General features: G+C 66.6%; 14 protein-coding genes. 5 read left to right on the top strand and 9 right to left on the bottom strand.

The genetic code is table 11. The features are described 5' to 3' along the window. Window positions 1-174: 174 nt before the first annotated feature. Both purE and MHM97_RS05705 read left to right on the top strand, forming a co-directional pair. A complete protein-coding gene (gene purE / locus MHM97_RS05710) occupies window positions 175-663 on the top strand; it encodes a 5-(carboxyamino)imidazole ribonucleotide mutase (RefSeq protein WP_239320506.1) in 489 nt (162 codons plus the stop codon). Beyond that, complete coding sequence (locus tag MHM97_RS05705; protein ID WP_239320504.1) at window positions 656-1,753, top strand: 5-(carboxyamino)imidazole ribonucleotide synthase; 1,098 nt, start codon at window positions 656-658, stop codon at window positions 1,751-1,753. Before purE ends, MHM97_RS05705 begins: the two co-directional genes overlap by 8 nt. 187 nt (window positions 1,754-1,940) lie before the next feature. Here MHM97_RS05705 and MHM97_RS05700 read toward each other — a convergent pair whose 3' ends face one another. From MHM97_RS05700 to MHM97_RS05665, 8 genes are all read right to left on the bottom strand, one after another. After that, window positions 1,941-3,104 carry an alpha-D-ribose 1-methylphosphonate 5-triphosphate diphosphatase gene (locus MHM97_RS05700; protein ID WP_239320502.1) on the bottom strand — a complete coding sequence of 388 codons (1,164 nt, stop codon included), beginning with the start codon at window positions 3,102-3,104 and terminating at the stop codon, window positions 1,941-1,943. A gap of 3 nt (window positions 3,105-3,107) precedes the next feature. Further along, window positions 3,108-3,839, bottom strand: coding sequence for an alpha/beta fold hydrolase (locus MHM97_RS05695; RefSeq protein ID WP_239321404.1), 732 nt, complete (start codon window positions 3,837-3,839; stop codon window positions 3,108-3,110). 85 nt (window positions 3,840-3,924) lie between these two features. After that, window positions 3,925-4,782 (bottom strand): DMT family transporter, encoded by an 858-nt coding sequence (locus MHM97_RS05690; RefSeq protein ID WP_239320501.1) that lies wholly within the window; start codon window positions 4,780-4,782, stop codon window positions 3,925-3,927. A 386-nt stretch (window positions 4,783-5,168) separates the two neighbouring features. Beyond that, on the bottom strand, window positions 5,169-5,432 hold the full coding sequence (locus MHM97_RS05685; protein WP_239320499.1) for a hypothetical protein: 264 nt from the start codon (window positions 5,430-5,432) through the stop codon (window positions 5,169-5,171). A 574-nt stretch (window positions 5,433-6,006) separates the two neighbouring features. Then, the gene (locus MHM97_RS05680) at window positions 6,007-6,876 is read right to left on the bottom strand and encodes a hypothetical protein (RefSeq protein ID WP_239320496.1); all 870 of its coding nucleotides are present in this window, start codon (window positions 6,874-6,876) and stop codon (window positions 6,007-6,009) included. A gap of 182 nt (window positions 6,877-7,058) precedes the next feature. Further along, the gene (groL, locus tag MHM97_RS05675) at window positions 7,059-8,705 is read right to left on the bottom strand and encodes a chaperonin GroEL (protein ID WP_239320494.1); all 1,647 of its coding nucleotides are present in this window, start codon (window positions 8,703-8,705) and stop codon (window positions 7,059-7,061) included. 60 nt (window positions 8,706-8,765) lie between these two features. Beyond that, the gene (locus tag MHM97_RS05670; protein WP_239320493.1) at window positions 8,766-9,053 is read right to left on the bottom strand and encodes a co-chaperone GroES; all 288 of its coding nucleotides are present in this window, start codon (window positions 9,051-9,053) and stop codon (window positions 8,766-8,768) included. Window positions 9,054-9,328: 275 nt separating this feature from the next. Further along, window positions 9,329-10,033, bottom strand: a complete 705-nt coding sequence (locus MHM97_RS05665; RefSeq protein ID WP_239320492.1) for a DUF2161 domain-containing phosphodiesterase — start codon at window positions 10,031-10,033, stop codon at window positions 9,329-9,331. 173 nt (window positions 10,034-10,206) lie between these two features. Here MHM97_RS05665 and MHM97_RS05660 point away from each other — a divergent pair, with 173 nt between their 5' ends. Then, entirely contained in the window at window positions 10,207-11,193 is a 987-nt protein-coding gene (locus MHM97_RS05660) for a TraB/GumN family protein (RefSeq protein WP_239320490.1), read from the top strand. Then, a complete protein-coding gene (locus tag MHM97_RS05655) occupies window positions 11,190-12,212 on the top strand; it encodes a TraB/GumN family protein (RefSeq protein ID WP_239320488.1) in 1,023 nt (340 codons plus the stop codon). The genes MHM97_RS05660 and MHM97_RS05655 overlap by 4 nt, the downstream gene beginning before the upstream one ends. A 109-nt stretch (window positions 12,213-12,321) precedes the next feature. Here the strand turns inward: MHM97_RS05655 and MHM97_RS05650 are convergent, their stop codons facing one another. Further along, on the bottom strand, window positions 12,322-13,056 hold the full coding sequence (locus tag MHM97_RS05650) for a hypothetical protein (protein ID WP_239320486.1): 735 nt from the start codon (window positions 13,054-13,056) through the stop codon (window positions 12,322-12,324). A gap of 201 nt (window positions 13,057-13,257) precedes the next feature. Here MHM97_RS05650 and MHM97_RS05645 point away from each other — a divergent pair, with 201 nt between their 5' ends. Beyond that, the gene (locus tag MHM97_RS05645) at window positions 13,258-14,178 is read left to right on the top strand and encodes a manganese-dependent inorganic pyrophosphatase (RefSeq protein WP_239320484.1); all 921 of its coding nucleotides are present in this window, start codon (window positions 13,258-13,260) and stop codon (window positions 14,176-14,178) included. Window positions 14,179-14,236: the final 58 nt, after the last annotated feature.

The following is a 14,236-nucleotide window of genomic DNA, read 5'->3' as shown; positions in this document are numbered from 1 at the left end:
CTGGCCCGATGCCGTGCACCGGCTTCCGTCCTGCGATATGTCCCGCCACCTGCGCGCAAGATCGCCGTCCCGGCTGCCCCCGGGGGGCGGCTGCGGCAAATCTGCTGCCGCAGCGCATTGCCATTTCAGGCAATTTCGCTAAGGTGCCGGCTCCTTCCACCGCAGAGGCAAGACATGGCCGATATCAAAGTAGGGATCATCATGGGGAGCCAGTCCGACTGGCCCACGATGAAGGAAGCCGCAAACATCCTGGATGAACTGGGCGTGGCCTATGAGACGCGCATCGTCTCCGCCCATCGCACCCCGGACCGGCTCTGGGACTATGGCAAGACCGCCGCCGACCGGGGCCTGCATGTGATTATCGCCGGGGCCGGCGGGGCGGCGCATCTGCCCGGCATGATGGCGTCCAAGACCCGCGTGCCGGTGGTCGGCGTGCCAGTGCAGACCCGCGCGCTCTCCGGTGTCGACAGCCTCTATTCCATCGTCCAGATGCCCAAGGGGTTTCCGGTCGCCACCATGGCGATCGGCGCCGCCGGTGCCGCCAATGCCGGGCTGATGGCCGCCGGCATCCTGGCCACCGGCGATGCCGCCCTTGCCGCCCGGCTTGATGCCTGGCGCGACGCCCTTGCCGCCTCCATCCCCGAGGAGCCCCGTGATGACTGATCTCGACCTGATCCTGGAACCCGGTGCCGTGATCGGCATCCTTGGCGGCGGCCAGCTGGGCCGCATGCTCTCGGTCGCCGCCTCGCGGCTGGGGTTCACCACCCATATCTTCGAGCCCTCCGCCAACCCGCCCGCGGGCCATGTGGCCGACCGGGTCACCACCGCCGGTTACGAGGACGAGGCCGCCCTGCGCGCCTTTGCCGAGACCGTGGATGTCATCACCTACGAGTTCGAGAACATCCCCACATCGGCGCTCGACATCCTGGAGGAGCTGAAGCCGATCCGCCCGGGCCGCGAGGCGCTGCGGGTGTCGCAGGACCGGCTGACCGAGAAGACCTTCCTGAAGGATCTCGGCCTGGCCACCGCCCCCTTTGCCGAGGTCAACGATGCCGCCGACCTCGACGCGGCGCTGGAGCAGGTCGGCACGCCGTCGATCCTGAAGACCCGCCGCTTTGGCTATGACGGCAAGGGCCAGGCCCGGATCATGGCCCCCGAAGAGGCCGCCGAGGCGCTTGCCGCCATGCAGGGCGCACCGGCGGTGCTGGAGGGGTTTGTGCCGTTCAGCCACGAGGTCTCGGTGATCGCGGCGCGCAGCCTCAACGGCAAGGTCGCCTGCTATGACCCCGGCGAGAACGTGCATCTGGAAGGCATCCTCAGCACCACCACGGTGCCCGCCAACCTCAACACCAGCCAGAGCATGGACGCGGTGCTGATGGCGGGCCGGATCCTGAACGCGCTGGATTATGTCGGCGTGCTGGGGGTGGAGATCTTTGTCACCGCCCACGGGCTGGTGGTGAACGAGATCGCGCCGCGGGTGCACAACTCCGGCCACTGGACGCAGGAAGGCTGCACCATCGACCAGTTCGAGCAGCACATCCGCGCCATCACCGGCTGGACCATCGGCAACGGCGCTCGTTATGCCGATGTGGTGATGGAGAACCTGATCGGCGCGGATGTGGAGCGCATCGCCGACCTCGCCCGTGACCCCGATTGCGCGATCCATCTCTATGGCAAGGCCGAGGCCAAGCCGGGGCGCAAGATGGGCCACGTCAACCGCGTGATCCACACCGAAGGCCGCGACGGCTACTGACCTCTGCGCATGTGATGTCATGCGGCCCGAACGGGCCGGATGACCGCGCCGCAAGGAGGGCCCACCGGGCCTGACGCGCGGCGCTCCCCTGCCCGCCGCAGGCGAAAGCGGCAAGGGCCGGACTGGGGGCTCTGCCCCCAAACCCCCGAGATATTTCTGAAAAGATGAAAGGAAATCCCCGGCTGTCTCAGCCGAGGAAACGGGCCGCGATGTCGCCGCTCATATGGCTGACACGCCCGCCGGACAGGGTGGCCGCCACCTGATCGGCCGCATCCAGGATCACCAGGTCCGCGCGCTTGCCCTCCGAGAGCACGCCGCGGTCCGACAGGCCCAGCACCCGGGCCGGCCCCGACGAGAGCAGCGCCCAGGCGGCCTCCAGCGACAACACGCCGGTTTTTGCCAGCATCAGCGCCGCCCGGCGGGGGCTGGGGTAATGGTAGTCCGAGGCCAGCGCATCACACAGCCCCATCGCGATCAGCTCCACCGCCGAGGCATTGCCCTTGTGGCTGCCGCCACGCACCACATTGGGGGCACCGAGGATCACGTGATCCTCCGCCGACCGGGCGGCCTCCGCCGCCTCTGCGGTTTCCGGAAATTCGGAGATCCGCGCCCCCCGCTGCCGCCAGGCGCTGCGGTCCTGCGCGCTGTGATCGTCGTGGCTGCCGATCCGCACCCCCTGGGCCTGCAGCGTCACGCAGAGCGCATCCAGCGCCGGGGCGACCTCTGCCCGGCGCCGGTGCAGCTCCAGCAGCATCTCGAAGTGTTTCTCCGGGTTGCGCCCGGCCTTCAGCGCCTGCCCGGTCAGCCGGGGCGGCTTCTTGCCCGCGGCAAGACGGTCATGCGGCAGGTGGTCGTTGAACACCACGTAGGACACGCCCCAGTCGGCGATGCGGGCGGGCAGCGTGGCATAGGCCTCCAGCAGATGGATCTCGAACCGCAGCTGCGGGATCAGGTCGGTGACCAGCTGGTCGCGTACCTCGGCAATCCCGGCAAAGACCTGATCGGCGAACTCCGGCCCGCGCAAGCCGCCCTCCCAGGAATAGAACTGCGCCAGCACGCCGGTGGTGATGCCGTTGGCAGCCAGTTCGGCCTCGGTGGCGCGAATGCCCTCGGCCATCTGCTTCATCGCGCCGCGCCGGGGCGCCACGTGGCGCTCGAAGCCATCGCCGTGCAGGTCGATGATCCCGGGCAGGATGCGATAACCCGACAGGTCCACCTCGCGCGCGCCATCGGCCGCATCGTCCCGCAACCGCCCCCCGGCAAGGCTCAGCACGCCCCCGCGGTCAAGCCCGTCCGGCCGCAACACATCCGCGCCGACCAGCCGCAGCGCCACCGTTCCATTCCCGCTCATGCCTCAGTCCACCCCGTTCAGGCCGCCATCCCAGTTGCGTCCCAATACCCCATCGAGCCAGCCAAGCGAAGGCTCAAACCGCTCCCGCTCCAGGAACTGCACCACCTGGGCGATCACCCGCGGATTGTTCATCAGATAGGTGTGGGTCACCGGCAGGATCAACTGGCTCTTCATGCCCTCGACCCGGGTGCTGGCGACCGAGACCTTGCCGTCATCCGGGCCCGGGATCAACGCCGAGAACACCGGGTTCAGCGACTGGCTGCCCGCGATCACCCCGACTGGATAGGTGACCGGCGGCAGGCGCCTCGGCAGGCTGGCGGGGCCGGTGCCCAGCTCCTGCCCGGCGGGCCCGTGCAACAGGTCAAACACCGCCCAGTCGCCCATCTCGTCGACCAGTTCGCTGCCCTGGTTCGGCGGCGCCAGCATCACCACCCGCCCCAGCGTCACCGGCTGCGTATGCGACAACCAGTAGCGCACCAGGATCCCGCCCATGGAGTGGGTCACCAGATGCACCGGCGTGCGCGTGCAGGCATCAAAGGCGCGCGGCAGCACCGCATCGGCAAGCCGTTCTACCGCATGTTCCGTCGACGGATAGCCGGGGCGCACCACCTCGTAGCCGCGGGCGGTCAGCGCCTCTTCCATCAGCAGAAAGGAGGTCTCGGTGCGCGCCAGCCCATGCAGCAGGATCACGCAGCCCTTCTGCGCCGTCTCGGCACGCAACGGCAGAGCGGTCATCAGCAGCACAAGGACAGGGACAAGGACACAGCGGATCATTGTGCTGACATAGGCGGTCCGGCGCGCGCAGGAAAGGGGGTTGACGCTACGCCACCCGGGCCCGGCGGGCGGGCGGACACAGGATCACCACCGCGATCCCGCCCAGCACCGCCAGCGTGCCGATCATCAGCCGCAGGCTCAGCGCCTCGCCCAGGATCAGCGCCCCCGCAAGGATCGCGATCACCGGCACCGAAAGCTGCACCGTCGCCGCCACCGGAGCCGGGATCTGCGGCAGCACCCGATACCACAGCGCATAGCCCAGACCCGAGGTCACCGCGCCGGAGATCACCGCCAGCAGGCAGCCAAACGGGGTCACCACGCTGCCGCCGCCCCAGATCCAGACCGCGGGCAGGATCATCAGGCTCGCCAGCGCGAAATTCACCGCCGTCGCCGGCAGCGGCGCCCGTGCTCCGCGCCCGATCAGGCTGTAGATGCCCCAGCCCAGCCCGCCGGCTGCCATGGTCAGCACCGCCCAGAGCGGCGCCTGCACCGTGCCGCCGGGCCAGACCACATAGGCCAGCCCCAAGAGCGCCAGAGCCGCACCGCACAGTTGCAGCGCCGACACCGGCTGGCGGTGCAGCAGGCTCCAGGCGAACATCGACACCTGCACCACCCCGAACAGCACCAGCGCCCCCAGACCGGCATCCAACGCCACGTAAGCCACGGAAAACCCGACCATATAAAGCGTCAGCGCCGCGCCCCCCGCCAGCGACCGCCGCCAGCCCTCGGCCGGGCGCTGCCCCTGCCACAGGCACAACAGCCACAGCATGCCCGCCCCGGAGGCCAGCCGCAGCAGGCCAAATCCGGTGGCATCCATATGCCCCGGCCCGATCGCCCAGCGCCCGAGGATCGAATTCGCCGCAAAGGCAACCATGACAAGACAGGTAAGGGCAATCAGCCGCATATGGGGTCTCCGCAGGCAAGAGGGGGCACGCCGGGGTGTGCCGGGGCACCCAGCCCGCTGCCGCGCGCGCTGTCAAGCAGCTGTCGCGTCGTGGCGGAACACAATCCTGTCGGTTGCCCCCTGGCCGCCGCCTGTCAGCCCTTGAAGACCTGTTCCCGGTGCCATTTCAGATAGTGCGGATGCGGCTGCCAGACCGGCTGCGCCGGCACCCGCAGTCGGCCTTCGGGTCCGGGCATCCGGGGTCATGCGGGGTCAATGGCGCTGACGTTTGCCGGTTTATCCTGCCAGGTCAAGCACATCGCGGTACCTGCAACGGGTCCGCGGACCATGGGGGAGCATGGCGGTGCCGGGCCGGAGGCACGCTCCGGCCCGGCACCGCCTCCGGCTTACATCAGGGGCGGGGGATACCACTGCGGTGGGTCCACGCGCTCATAGCCGCTGGGCAGGCCGACGTCGTTGCGGATGTGGTCGCTCAGACCGCTTTGCAAGGTCCCGGCGCGCGGCGCGCGACGGATCAGCACCAGCCGCAGCGCCAGCCCGAGGCGACGCAGCAGGCTCAGCGAGCGAAAATGCTCCTCCACCACCAGACGGCTGAGGGTCGGGCTGGTGGGCAGGGGCGACGACAGGTTTTCGGGTCCAATCGGGGTCATGATGTCTTTCCATTCCGGGGAGAATGGTCCTGTTCTCAATGGGTTGAAGTATTGACAGATCGACATCGCCCGGGCTGGCGGGATCAGACGCAGCTCTCCTGTTGGCCAGGAAGGGCGGGACGACGGGGCCGAGCAGGACAGCGCGCAGGATGAGGCGCGCAGACAAGCGGTCCGGACGAGAGATCTGTCAGAGGGTGGAAATTGTGTTCAGCTCAGACGGAGCCGAAATCGAATGGCAAACGGCCTCAGCAGCGCTGAGCGTCTCCCTTGGCACCGGCAAAAGATCCGGCCGGGCGGCCGGTGATGGGGCGCAACTGCATCAGTACAATGATCATATTGTGCCTCCTTCTGCCTTTGATTGAACACAAGCGTGTCGTAACACAGGTTCAAAAATTTTCGACAGCAAAAAATTGTCTCAACACATTAGGCTGTGGCAATTCGGATACAAAATCCCCGCGCCCGCCGCTGGGCGACAGCCAAACACCCGGACCGCAGGGCGCGGTCCGGGCTGGATGGGGCATGGTCTGGCGACACCAGCCCTACGCGGGGTGGAGACCGGATCGGCCCCGGCGGGTCAGTCGGTCGCCAGCTTGAATTTCTTGAACAGCTTGACCATGCCCTTGAGGTCGGTCTTGCTGGCGAGACTGTCCTTGGGTTCCAGTTTCATCAGCGCCTTATGCGCCGCCAGCAGCATCTTTTGGTCCGCCAGCACCAGCGCCTCGGCCATCCGGGTGGCCGCCGCGCGCAGGGTCTTGTCCTTCGGGTTGGTAAAGCCGCAGAGCTGCAGCTTCCGGGCATCGACATTCACCTGTTTGCCGAGGTCCGCAGGGGCGTCGACACTGGACAGTTTCTGGCGGTTGACCAATGCCTTGACCAGGGTCTTGGCGTCGCATCTGAGGCCGTTGTCCTGGATCACGAGGCGGCAATAGGCGGCGACCTTCTTCTGGTCCTTGGCGGTGATCGCCAGCATCAGCTGCTCCAGATCATAGGCGTTGACCACGCCCAGACGTTTCGCCGCCGCCTTCGTGTCGCCCATGACCATCTGCATGCGCTGGAACAGCTTCAGCCTGTGATAGTCCTCAAACAGCTTGCTCTTGAAGAATGTGGGCAGCTCCTTGCCGTTCATGAACTGCACGCAATGCAGGCGCAATTGCTGCACGATGGGCGTCCATTGGGTGGCATCCTGATTGCGGGGCGCCTGCATCGCCGCCTGCGCATCCTGCACGATCATCTTCGGCAGCCCCTTGATCTGGTGATCGCCGCCGGGACGGATGTAGAGGTTGTAGACCTGGAGCCCCTTCCGTGGCGGGTTGAGCAGGAAATGAAACCTGTTCTTGCGGTCCCCCTGCGGCAAGGCGTCGAGAAAGAACCGGGAAAACTCATCGTCCTTCAGCACCTCGTCAATGGTCTTCGGGTGCACAACGCCGTCGATCTTCTGGGGCATGGAATATCCTTTCTGTCAAATCTGTCCTGCGCGTCTTGCGCGGTCTGATCTGTAAACACCCCTGCCCCGCCACCTATTCGCCCCGCCGACGGAGAAAACGCACAGAAACCACAGAAAAAGGGCCGCCCGAGGGCGACCCTTTCGACCCCGAAGGGTCTTCATCCAGGACTGGATGGCGTGACTTACATCATGCCGCCCATGCCGCCCATGTCGGGCATGCCGCCGCCTGCGGGGGCTGCGCCTTCCTTGGCCGGCTTGTCCGCAACCATGGCTTCGGTGGTGATCAGCAGGCCTGCGATCGAGGCTGCATCTTCCAGCGCGGTGCGGGTCACCTTGGCCGGGTCGATCACGCCGAAGGAGAACATGTCGCCATATTCTTCGGTCTGCGCGTTGAAGCCGAAGTTCTTGTCATCGGATTCACGGATCTTGCCGGCAACCACGGCGCCGTCGACGCCTGCGTTTTCAGCGATCTGGCGCAGCGGTGCTTCGAGCGCGCGGCGCACGATTGCGATACCTGCGTTCTGATCCGCGTTCACACCGGTCAGACCTTCGAGAGCCTTGCCGGCCTGAACCAGCGCAACACCGCCACCGACGATCACGCCTTCCTGCACAGCTGCGCGGGTTGCGTTCAGAGCATCGTCCACACGGTCCTTGCGCTCTTTCACTTCGGTTTCGGTCATGCCGCCGACGCGGATCACGGCAACACCGCCTGCCAGTTTGGCAACGCGCTCTTGCAGCTTTTCACGGTCGTAGTCGGAGGTGGTCTCTTCGATCTGGGCGCGGATCTGGGCAACGCGTGCTTCGATCTCTGCCTTCTCGCCTGCACCGTCGACGATGGTGGTCTCGTCCTTGGTGATCTGGACCTTCTTGGCGGTGCCGAGCATGTCCATGGTCACCGACTCGAGCTTCATGCCGAGGTCTTCGGAGATCACCTGGCCGCCGGTCAGGATCGCGATGTCCTGCAGCATGGCCTTGCGGCGGTCGCCGAAGCCCGGTGCCTTGACAGCTGCGATTTTCAGGCCGCCGCGCAGTTTGTTGACCACGAGGGTTGCCAGCGCTTCGCCTTCGACGTCCTCAGCAATGATGAGGAGCGGCTTCTGGGACTGGATCACCTGCTCGAGCAGCGGAACCATCGGCTGCAGGGAGGAGAGTTTCTTCTCGTGCAGCAGGATGAGGCAGTCTTCGAGTTCTGCGGTCATCTTGTCGGCGTTGGTCACGAAGTAGGGCGACAGGTAGCCGCGGTCGAACTGCATGCCTTCGACAACATCGGTCTCGGTTTCCAGACCTTTGTTTTCCTCGACGGTGATGACGCCGTCGTTGCCGACTTTCTGCATTGCGTCTGCGATCTGACGGCCGATTTCAGCTTCGCCGTTGGCGGAGATGGTGCCAACCTGTGCAACTTCGTCGGAATCTTTGACTTCGCGCGCCATGGCTTTGATCGACTCGACAACTTTGTCGGTGGCCAGATCGATGCCGCGCTTCAGGTCCATCGGGTTCAGACCGGCGGCAACCTGCTTCAGGCCTTCGCGGACGATGGATTGTGCCAGAACGGTGGCGGTGGTGGTGCCGTCGCCGGCTTCGTCGTTGGTGCGGGAAGCAACTTCCTTCACCATCTGGGCGCCCATGTTCTCGAACTTGTCTTCCAGTTCGATTTCCTTCGCCACGGACACGCCGTCCTTGGTGATGCGCGGGGAACCGAAGGATTTCTCCAGAACCACGTTGCGGCCTTTGGGGCCCAGGGTCACTTTAACCGCGTCGGCGAGGATGTTGACGCCGTTGAGCATACGGTTGCGGGCATCGGTGTCGAATTTGACGTCCTTAGCAGCCATTTTTCAGTCTCCTTGAGAATACTGTCGTTATGCGATGTGGGATGTGCCGGAGCGTCAGGCTCAGACGATCACACCCATGATGTCGCTCTCTTTCATCATCAGCAGCTCTTCGCCGTCGACGGTGACTTCGGTGCCGGACCATTTGCCGAACAGGATGCGGTCACCCTCGTTCACGGCCATCGCGATCAGCTCGCCGCTGTCCTTGCGCGCGCCTTCGCCACACGCGACAACAACGCCCTCGGACGGTTTTTCCTTGGCGCTGTCGGGAATGATCAGACCACCTGCGGTTTTTTCTTCGCTTTCGGTACGGCGAACCAGCACACGGTCATGAAGCGGTTTCAATGCCATCTTTGCAGCTCCTCAAAAGGCTCAAAGTGTTTCCTTTCCCCACGCCCGTCATGGGCCGCGGAGACGTTAGCACTCACCTCAGTCGAGTGCTAACTGCGGGATAGTTAGGCAGAGGCTTTTTCCGAGTCAACTGCGACGGCAGAGAAATTTTGAGGAAATTTTCGCGGCACCCGGCGGCGGGCGGAACCTGGCCGCCGAACGTCCGGCGGTGGGCCGCGGTCGGAGCGAGGGGCCAGCCCCTCGCGCTCCCCGAGATATTTATAAAAAGCTGAAGATCAAGAGGGGGCTGCACCGTCCGCGGCCCGCGCAGCGGCGGGCAGCTGCGGGGCGGGCCAGGCGTGGCGTTCGGTTGCGCCGGTCTCGGTCAGGGTATAGATCCCCTGCCCCGCCCGTTCGAACCAGCCGTAGTGGTTGGAATACATCACTTGGGTGGCGCGGGAGATCCCGGTGGCCCGGGCGATTTCGGCGCCCCGCGCGGCGCCATGTTCCGCCAGGTAGGCCGCGCAGATCAGGGCATCCTGGCGATAGCCCGTGACGATGCCGCCCCGGGTGGTGCCGCCGGTGTTCGGGTCACCCTTGATGCGGCTGAACTCCCGCAGGAGCCGGGCGGTCTTCGCCTTCGATTTGCGCGGCGCGTAGGGGCCGGGATCGCATTGCACCTCGGTGCGGCCATCCGCGCGCACGGTGATGAGGCCGAGCCCGAGGCGGCGGCACAGCGCCAGATTGTCCTTGAGCGCCCGGCGGGCGGTCTTGCCGGTGGGGCGCGGCACGGCGATATATACCGTGTCCGAGACCGACAGCCGGGCGATCGCCTGATGGAAGAGGCCCAGCGAGAAGCGCAGTTTCAGCTCCACCACCAGCGGCGGCTCTTGGCCGCGGATCGCCACCACATCGGCAGCGCCCACCTCGCCCTTGACCGTGTAGCCCTGTGCTTCGAGCAGCGCTTTGACCGGGGCGTAGAGATCCTGTTCACGTTCCATCACCGCCATGCTTGCCCCGGCCGTGAGGCAATGGCAATGTGCGGCAACGGTAAAATTTCGAGCGGTGTGTCATGATCGGATTATTCTCTCGTCTCCGCCCACTGCGGGCGGCCCGGATGCGGTCTGTCCCGCGGCGCGGCGCATGGACTGGCGGCGGCGGCCGGCGACAGCCCTTGCGCGCACTGGTTCTGGCGGGGCTGACCTGTCTGGCCGGGGCACCGCTCTGGGCCGCCTGCACCGGCACCGATCTGCGCGAGACCGCCGCACCGGCGCTGCGCGCCGAGGTGGCGGCGGAGCTGGCCGCAACCCCCTATGCCGAGGGGCTGAGCTGGATCGCCACGAGGGGCGAACGCCGCCTGCACATCATCGGCACCATGCATCTGAACGACCCCCGCCACGACCGGCTGGTGCAGCATATGACCCCGGCGATCGAGGCCGCCGACGCGGTGCTGCTGGAGGTCAACCCCGCCGACAAATCGCGGTTGAACCGCACTCTGGGCACCACCCCGTCGATGGTCTTCATCACCGAGGGGCCCAGCCTCATCGACCGCATGCCCGCCGACGACTGGCAACAGATCGCGGATCAGGCGCAGGCCGCGGGCATCCCCGCCTTCATGGCGGCCAAGATGCGCCCCTGGTTCCTGTCGATGTCGCTGTCGGTGCCGCGCTGCGCCCGCAGCATCCGCGATGTCACCGAGGGGCTCGACGCCAAGCTGATGCAGGTGGCCGAGGCTGCGGAGGTGCCGATGCTGTCGCTGGAGGACCCGCTGCAGCTGTTCCGCCTGCTCGACGCCGCCCCGCTGGAGGAGCAAGTGGCGGAGCTGCGCAGCTATATCGCCATGATGGGAGTGGGGCCGGATGACTTCTACACCATGGTGGAGAGCTATTTTGACGGCGCGGTGCAGGAATACACCCTGTTGCAGCTGAAACAGTTCCTGCGCGCCGACAGCCCCCTGCCCCGGGCCGAACGGGAGGCGCAGGTGGCGGAGCTGCTGGAGCTGCTTCTGTATCAGCGCAACCGGGACTGGATCCCAGTGATCGAGGCCACCGAGGGCCGCCGGCTGGTGGTGGCGGTGGGGGCGGCGCATCTGCCCGGTGACGACGGTGTGCTGGCGCTGCTGGAGGCCGCCGGCTACCGCATCGAGCAGGTGCCGCTGTGAGACGCGCCCTGGCCGGCGCGCTGCGCCGCGGTCTCTGCGCCCTGGCGGTCGCGGCGCTGCCCCTCTGGGCCGGGGCGGATCCGGCCAGCGCCGCCTGCGACGGCATCGACCTGCGCCCGCATCTGACGCCCGACGCCCGCGCGCGGCTGGAGTCGGAGCTTGCCAAGGTGCCCTTTGCGCTTGGCAACCACTGGATTGCCACCCGCGACGGCCAGCGCATCGACATCATCGGCACCCAGCACAGCGGCGATGCGCGTATGTTTGCGATCATGCGCCCCTTGCGCCCGCTGATCCGCGCCGCCGATGCGGTGTTCCTCGAAGTGACCGAAGCGCAGATGCTGGCCGCCGACAGCGACCAGAGCGCCTTTGCCCGCTATTTCCTGCTGCCCCCGGGCCAGCGCCTTGACCGGATGATGTCCGCTGCCGACTGGCAGCGCCTGACCGCCCGGCTGACGATCCATGGCATCACCGCCGAGGCCGCAGCCCGCATGCAGCCGTGGTATCTCTCCGATTTCCTCACCGGCACCGATTGCCGCAAGCGCGGCTTTGGCGCCCGGCGGGGGCTCGACGACCGCATCGAGCGCAGCGCCCGAACCGCCGGCACCCCGACGCTGGGCCTGGAAGAGCCGGAGGCAGGATTGGCCGCACTGGCCTCGATGCCGCTCAGCGATCAGGTGCAGATGCTGCGCTACGACCTGCGCAGCGAGACCCGGCATCAGGACCTCTATGTCACCCTCTCCGAAGCCTATTTCGACAACCGGCTGACCGAGGGCCGCATCGTCATGCTCTGGATGAGCTACCGTGATCTCGACGTGCCCCGGCGCGAGGTGCACCGGCTGCTGGCCAGCTTTGACCGGGTGGTGCTGGAGCGGCGCAACCGCGCCTGGGTGCAGCGCCTGAGCGCCCGGCAGGAGCCGCGCCTGATGGTGGCCGTTGGCGCCGCGCATCTGGCCGGTGACAGCGGGGTGTTGAACCTGTTGCAGCAGGCAGGCTACCAGCTGCGCCGGGCGCCGGACTGACGCCCACCAGGCCCGGCGGGACCGGCCGCCCCGCCCTCGCCGCCGCCCCGCCCTCACCGGTGGTCCCGCACGGGTGCGGCGCTCCTACGGCAGGCAAACCGCAGCGGATCTATCGGGCGATGGAAAACAGCAGCGTCGGGATCTCATCCGCGCCACAGAGCCCATTGAACTTCGCCTCCACCGTCCGCCCGGTGCCAAAATAGCTGGCGTTGGGAGTCAGCAGCTGGGGCTGATTGTCCATGGTCACCAGCGGGGAGCCGTCGATAAAGAGCTGTGCCGTCAGGTCGCGACAGCCGGCGGTGTCGTCAAAGCGCACCGAGAACGCACGCGCCTGCACAAAGCCCCCCAGCAGGATGTTCTGCCCCGGCAGCACGTCCAACTGTAACGCACGCCCCGGGCGGCTGTCGCCATCGACGCGCGACCAGCGACAGGTCACCACCGCACCGCCGCTGCCCGCCTCGCGCAGTGCCAGCGTCTCCAACTCCACAAAGGCGCCGCCGCTTTCGTTGACCGGCCAGCGGTACTCGCCCGCCTCGGTCACCAGCAGGAAGGCCGGCGCTTGCTGGTCGCTGGCATCGCCCTCGCATTCGATCCGGATCAGGCTGCGCGCCGGCAGGCCATTGATGACCCATTGCTTGTCCACATCGACTTGGGTCCAGGCTCCACTGTAAAACCCCCGGTCCTCCGCATCCGTCTGCCCGTCGGAAGCACTCCCCCCCGCGGCCATCAGTGGCGGCGCAAGACCGGCCAGCAGGACCGCCGCCACCAGCGCCCCGCCCGCTAGCGCCCGGACGCGCTGCACCCGGCCCGATGGATACGGCGCTTGCTGCTTTATCTTCATCATAACGGCTCTCCTCTGTCCCAGTCCTTATCTCGGCCCGTAGCTGTGTCGCCGTGCCTGTGATCCGGGTGGCCCCCGCCCCATAGCACCCAGCGTCAAGCCATGCATTGCGCAGGACCCGGCCACGCGGCTGACGCGGGGTGACAAACCATGCCTCCCTGTTATAAGGCGCGGCAACAGACTTCGACAGACAGGATTGACCCCATGACCATTCAAGTTTTCGGCCACAAATCCCCCGACACCGATTCCACCGGCTCCGCGATCATCTGGGCCTGGTACCTGAACGAAGTGAAGGGCGAGGCCGCCACCCCCGTCCTCTTGGGCGCGCCGAACACCGAGGCCGCCTTCATGCTGAAGCGCTGGGGCTTTGAACAGCCCGAGATCATCGAAGACGTCGCCGCAGACGCGCCGGTGGTGATCGTGGACACCAACAACCCCGCCGAGCTGCCCGCCTCCATCAACAGCGCCGACATCCGCGCCATCATCGACCACCACAAGCTGGTCGGCGGCCTGGAAACCAAGGGTCCGATCGACATCACCGTGCGCCCGCTGGCCTGCACCGCCACCATCATGCACGACCTGATGGGCACCGACATCGACCGCATGCCCGACGACATCAAGGGCGCGGCGCTGACCTGCATCCTGTCCGACACGCTGGAGTTCCGCTCGCCCACCACCACCCCGCATGACCGCGCCGTGGCCGAGAAATTCGCCAAGGATCTGGACCTCGACCTGTCCGATTATGCCGCCGAGATGTTTGCCGCCAAATCCGACGTCTCCGCCTTTTCCGACGCCGAGCTGATCCGCATGGACTCCAAGGAATACGAGGTCGACGGCACCAAGTTCCGCGTCTCCGTGCTGGAAACCACCGCGCCGGAGATCCCGCTGGGCCGCAAGGACAGCCTGATGGAGACCTTCCAGACCGTGCAGGCCGAGGATGGCGTCGATCAGGTGCTGCTGTTCGTGGTCGACATTCTGAAGGAAGAAGCCACCCTGCTGGTGCCCAATGATCTGGTCAAGACCGTGGCCGAAAAGAGCTTTGACGCCACCGTCGCAGGCGACACCGTGGTGCTGCCTGGCGTGATGTCGCGTAAGAAGCAGATCATCCCCAACCTCAAGCTGTGATCCGGGCCCCGCGCCCGGGGCTGACACCTGCATTCCAAACGCCCCCTTTTTCGCAAAA

This window comes from Epibacterium sp. Ofav1-8 (genome assembly GCF_022348185.1).
Taxonomy (GTDB): Bacteria; Pseudomonadota; Alphaproteobacteria; order Rhodobacterales; family Rhodobacteraceae; genus Epibacterium.
This window is presented reverse-complemented; position numbering and strand designations above follow the sequence as displayed.

Excerpts from the sequence above, each read along its gene's own strand:
- purE (WP_239320506.1), top strand. The coding sequence starts at position 175 with ATGGCCGATATCAAAGTAGGGATCATCATGGGGAGCCAGTCCGACTGG.
- MHM97_RS05705 (WP_239320504.1), top strand. The coding sequence starts at position 656 with ATGACTGATCTCGACCTGATCCTGGAACCCGGTGCCGTGATCGGCATC.
- MHM97_RS05700 (WP_239320502.1), bottom strand. The coding sequence starts at position 3,104 with ATGAGCGGGAATGGAACGGTGGCGCTGCGGCTGGTCGGCGCGGATGTG.
- MHM97_RS05695 (WP_239321404.1), bottom strand. The coding sequence starts at position 3,839 with ATGACCGCTCTGCCGTTGCGTGCCGAGACGGCGCAGAAGGGCTGCGTG.
- MHM97_RS05690 (WP_239320501.1), bottom strand. The coding sequence starts at position 4,782 with ATGCGGCTGATTGCCCTTACCTGTCTTGTCATGGTTGCCTTTGCGGCG.
- MHM97_RS05685 (WP_239320499.1), bottom strand. The coding sequence starts at position 5,432 with ATGACCCCGATTGGACCCGAAAACCTGTCGTCGCCCCTGCCCACCAGC.
- MHM97_RS05680 (WP_239320496.1), bottom strand. The coding sequence starts at position 6,876 with ATGCCCCAGAAGATCGACGGCGTTGTGCACCCGAAGACCATTGACGAG.
- groL (WP_239320494.1), bottom strand. The coding sequence starts at position 8,705 with ATGGCTGCTAAGGACGTCAAATTCGACACCGATGCCCGCAACCGTATG.
- MHM97_RS05670 (WP_239320493.1), bottom strand. The coding sequence starts at position 9,053 with ATGGCATTGAAACCGCTTCATGACCGTGTGCTGGTTCGCCGTACCGAA.
- MHM97_RS05665 (WP_239320492.1), bottom strand. The coding sequence starts at position 10,033 with ATGGAACGTGAACAGGATCTCTACGCCCCGGTCAAAGCGCTGCTCGAA.
- MHM97_RS05650 (WP_239320486.1), bottom strand. The coding sequence starts at position 13,056 with ATGATGAAGATAAAGCAGCAAGCGCCGTATCCATCGGGCCGGGTGCAG.
- MHM97_RS05645 (WP_239320484.1), top strand. The coding sequence starts at position 13,258 with ATGACCATTCAAGTTTTCGGCCACAAATCCCCCGACACCGATTCCACC.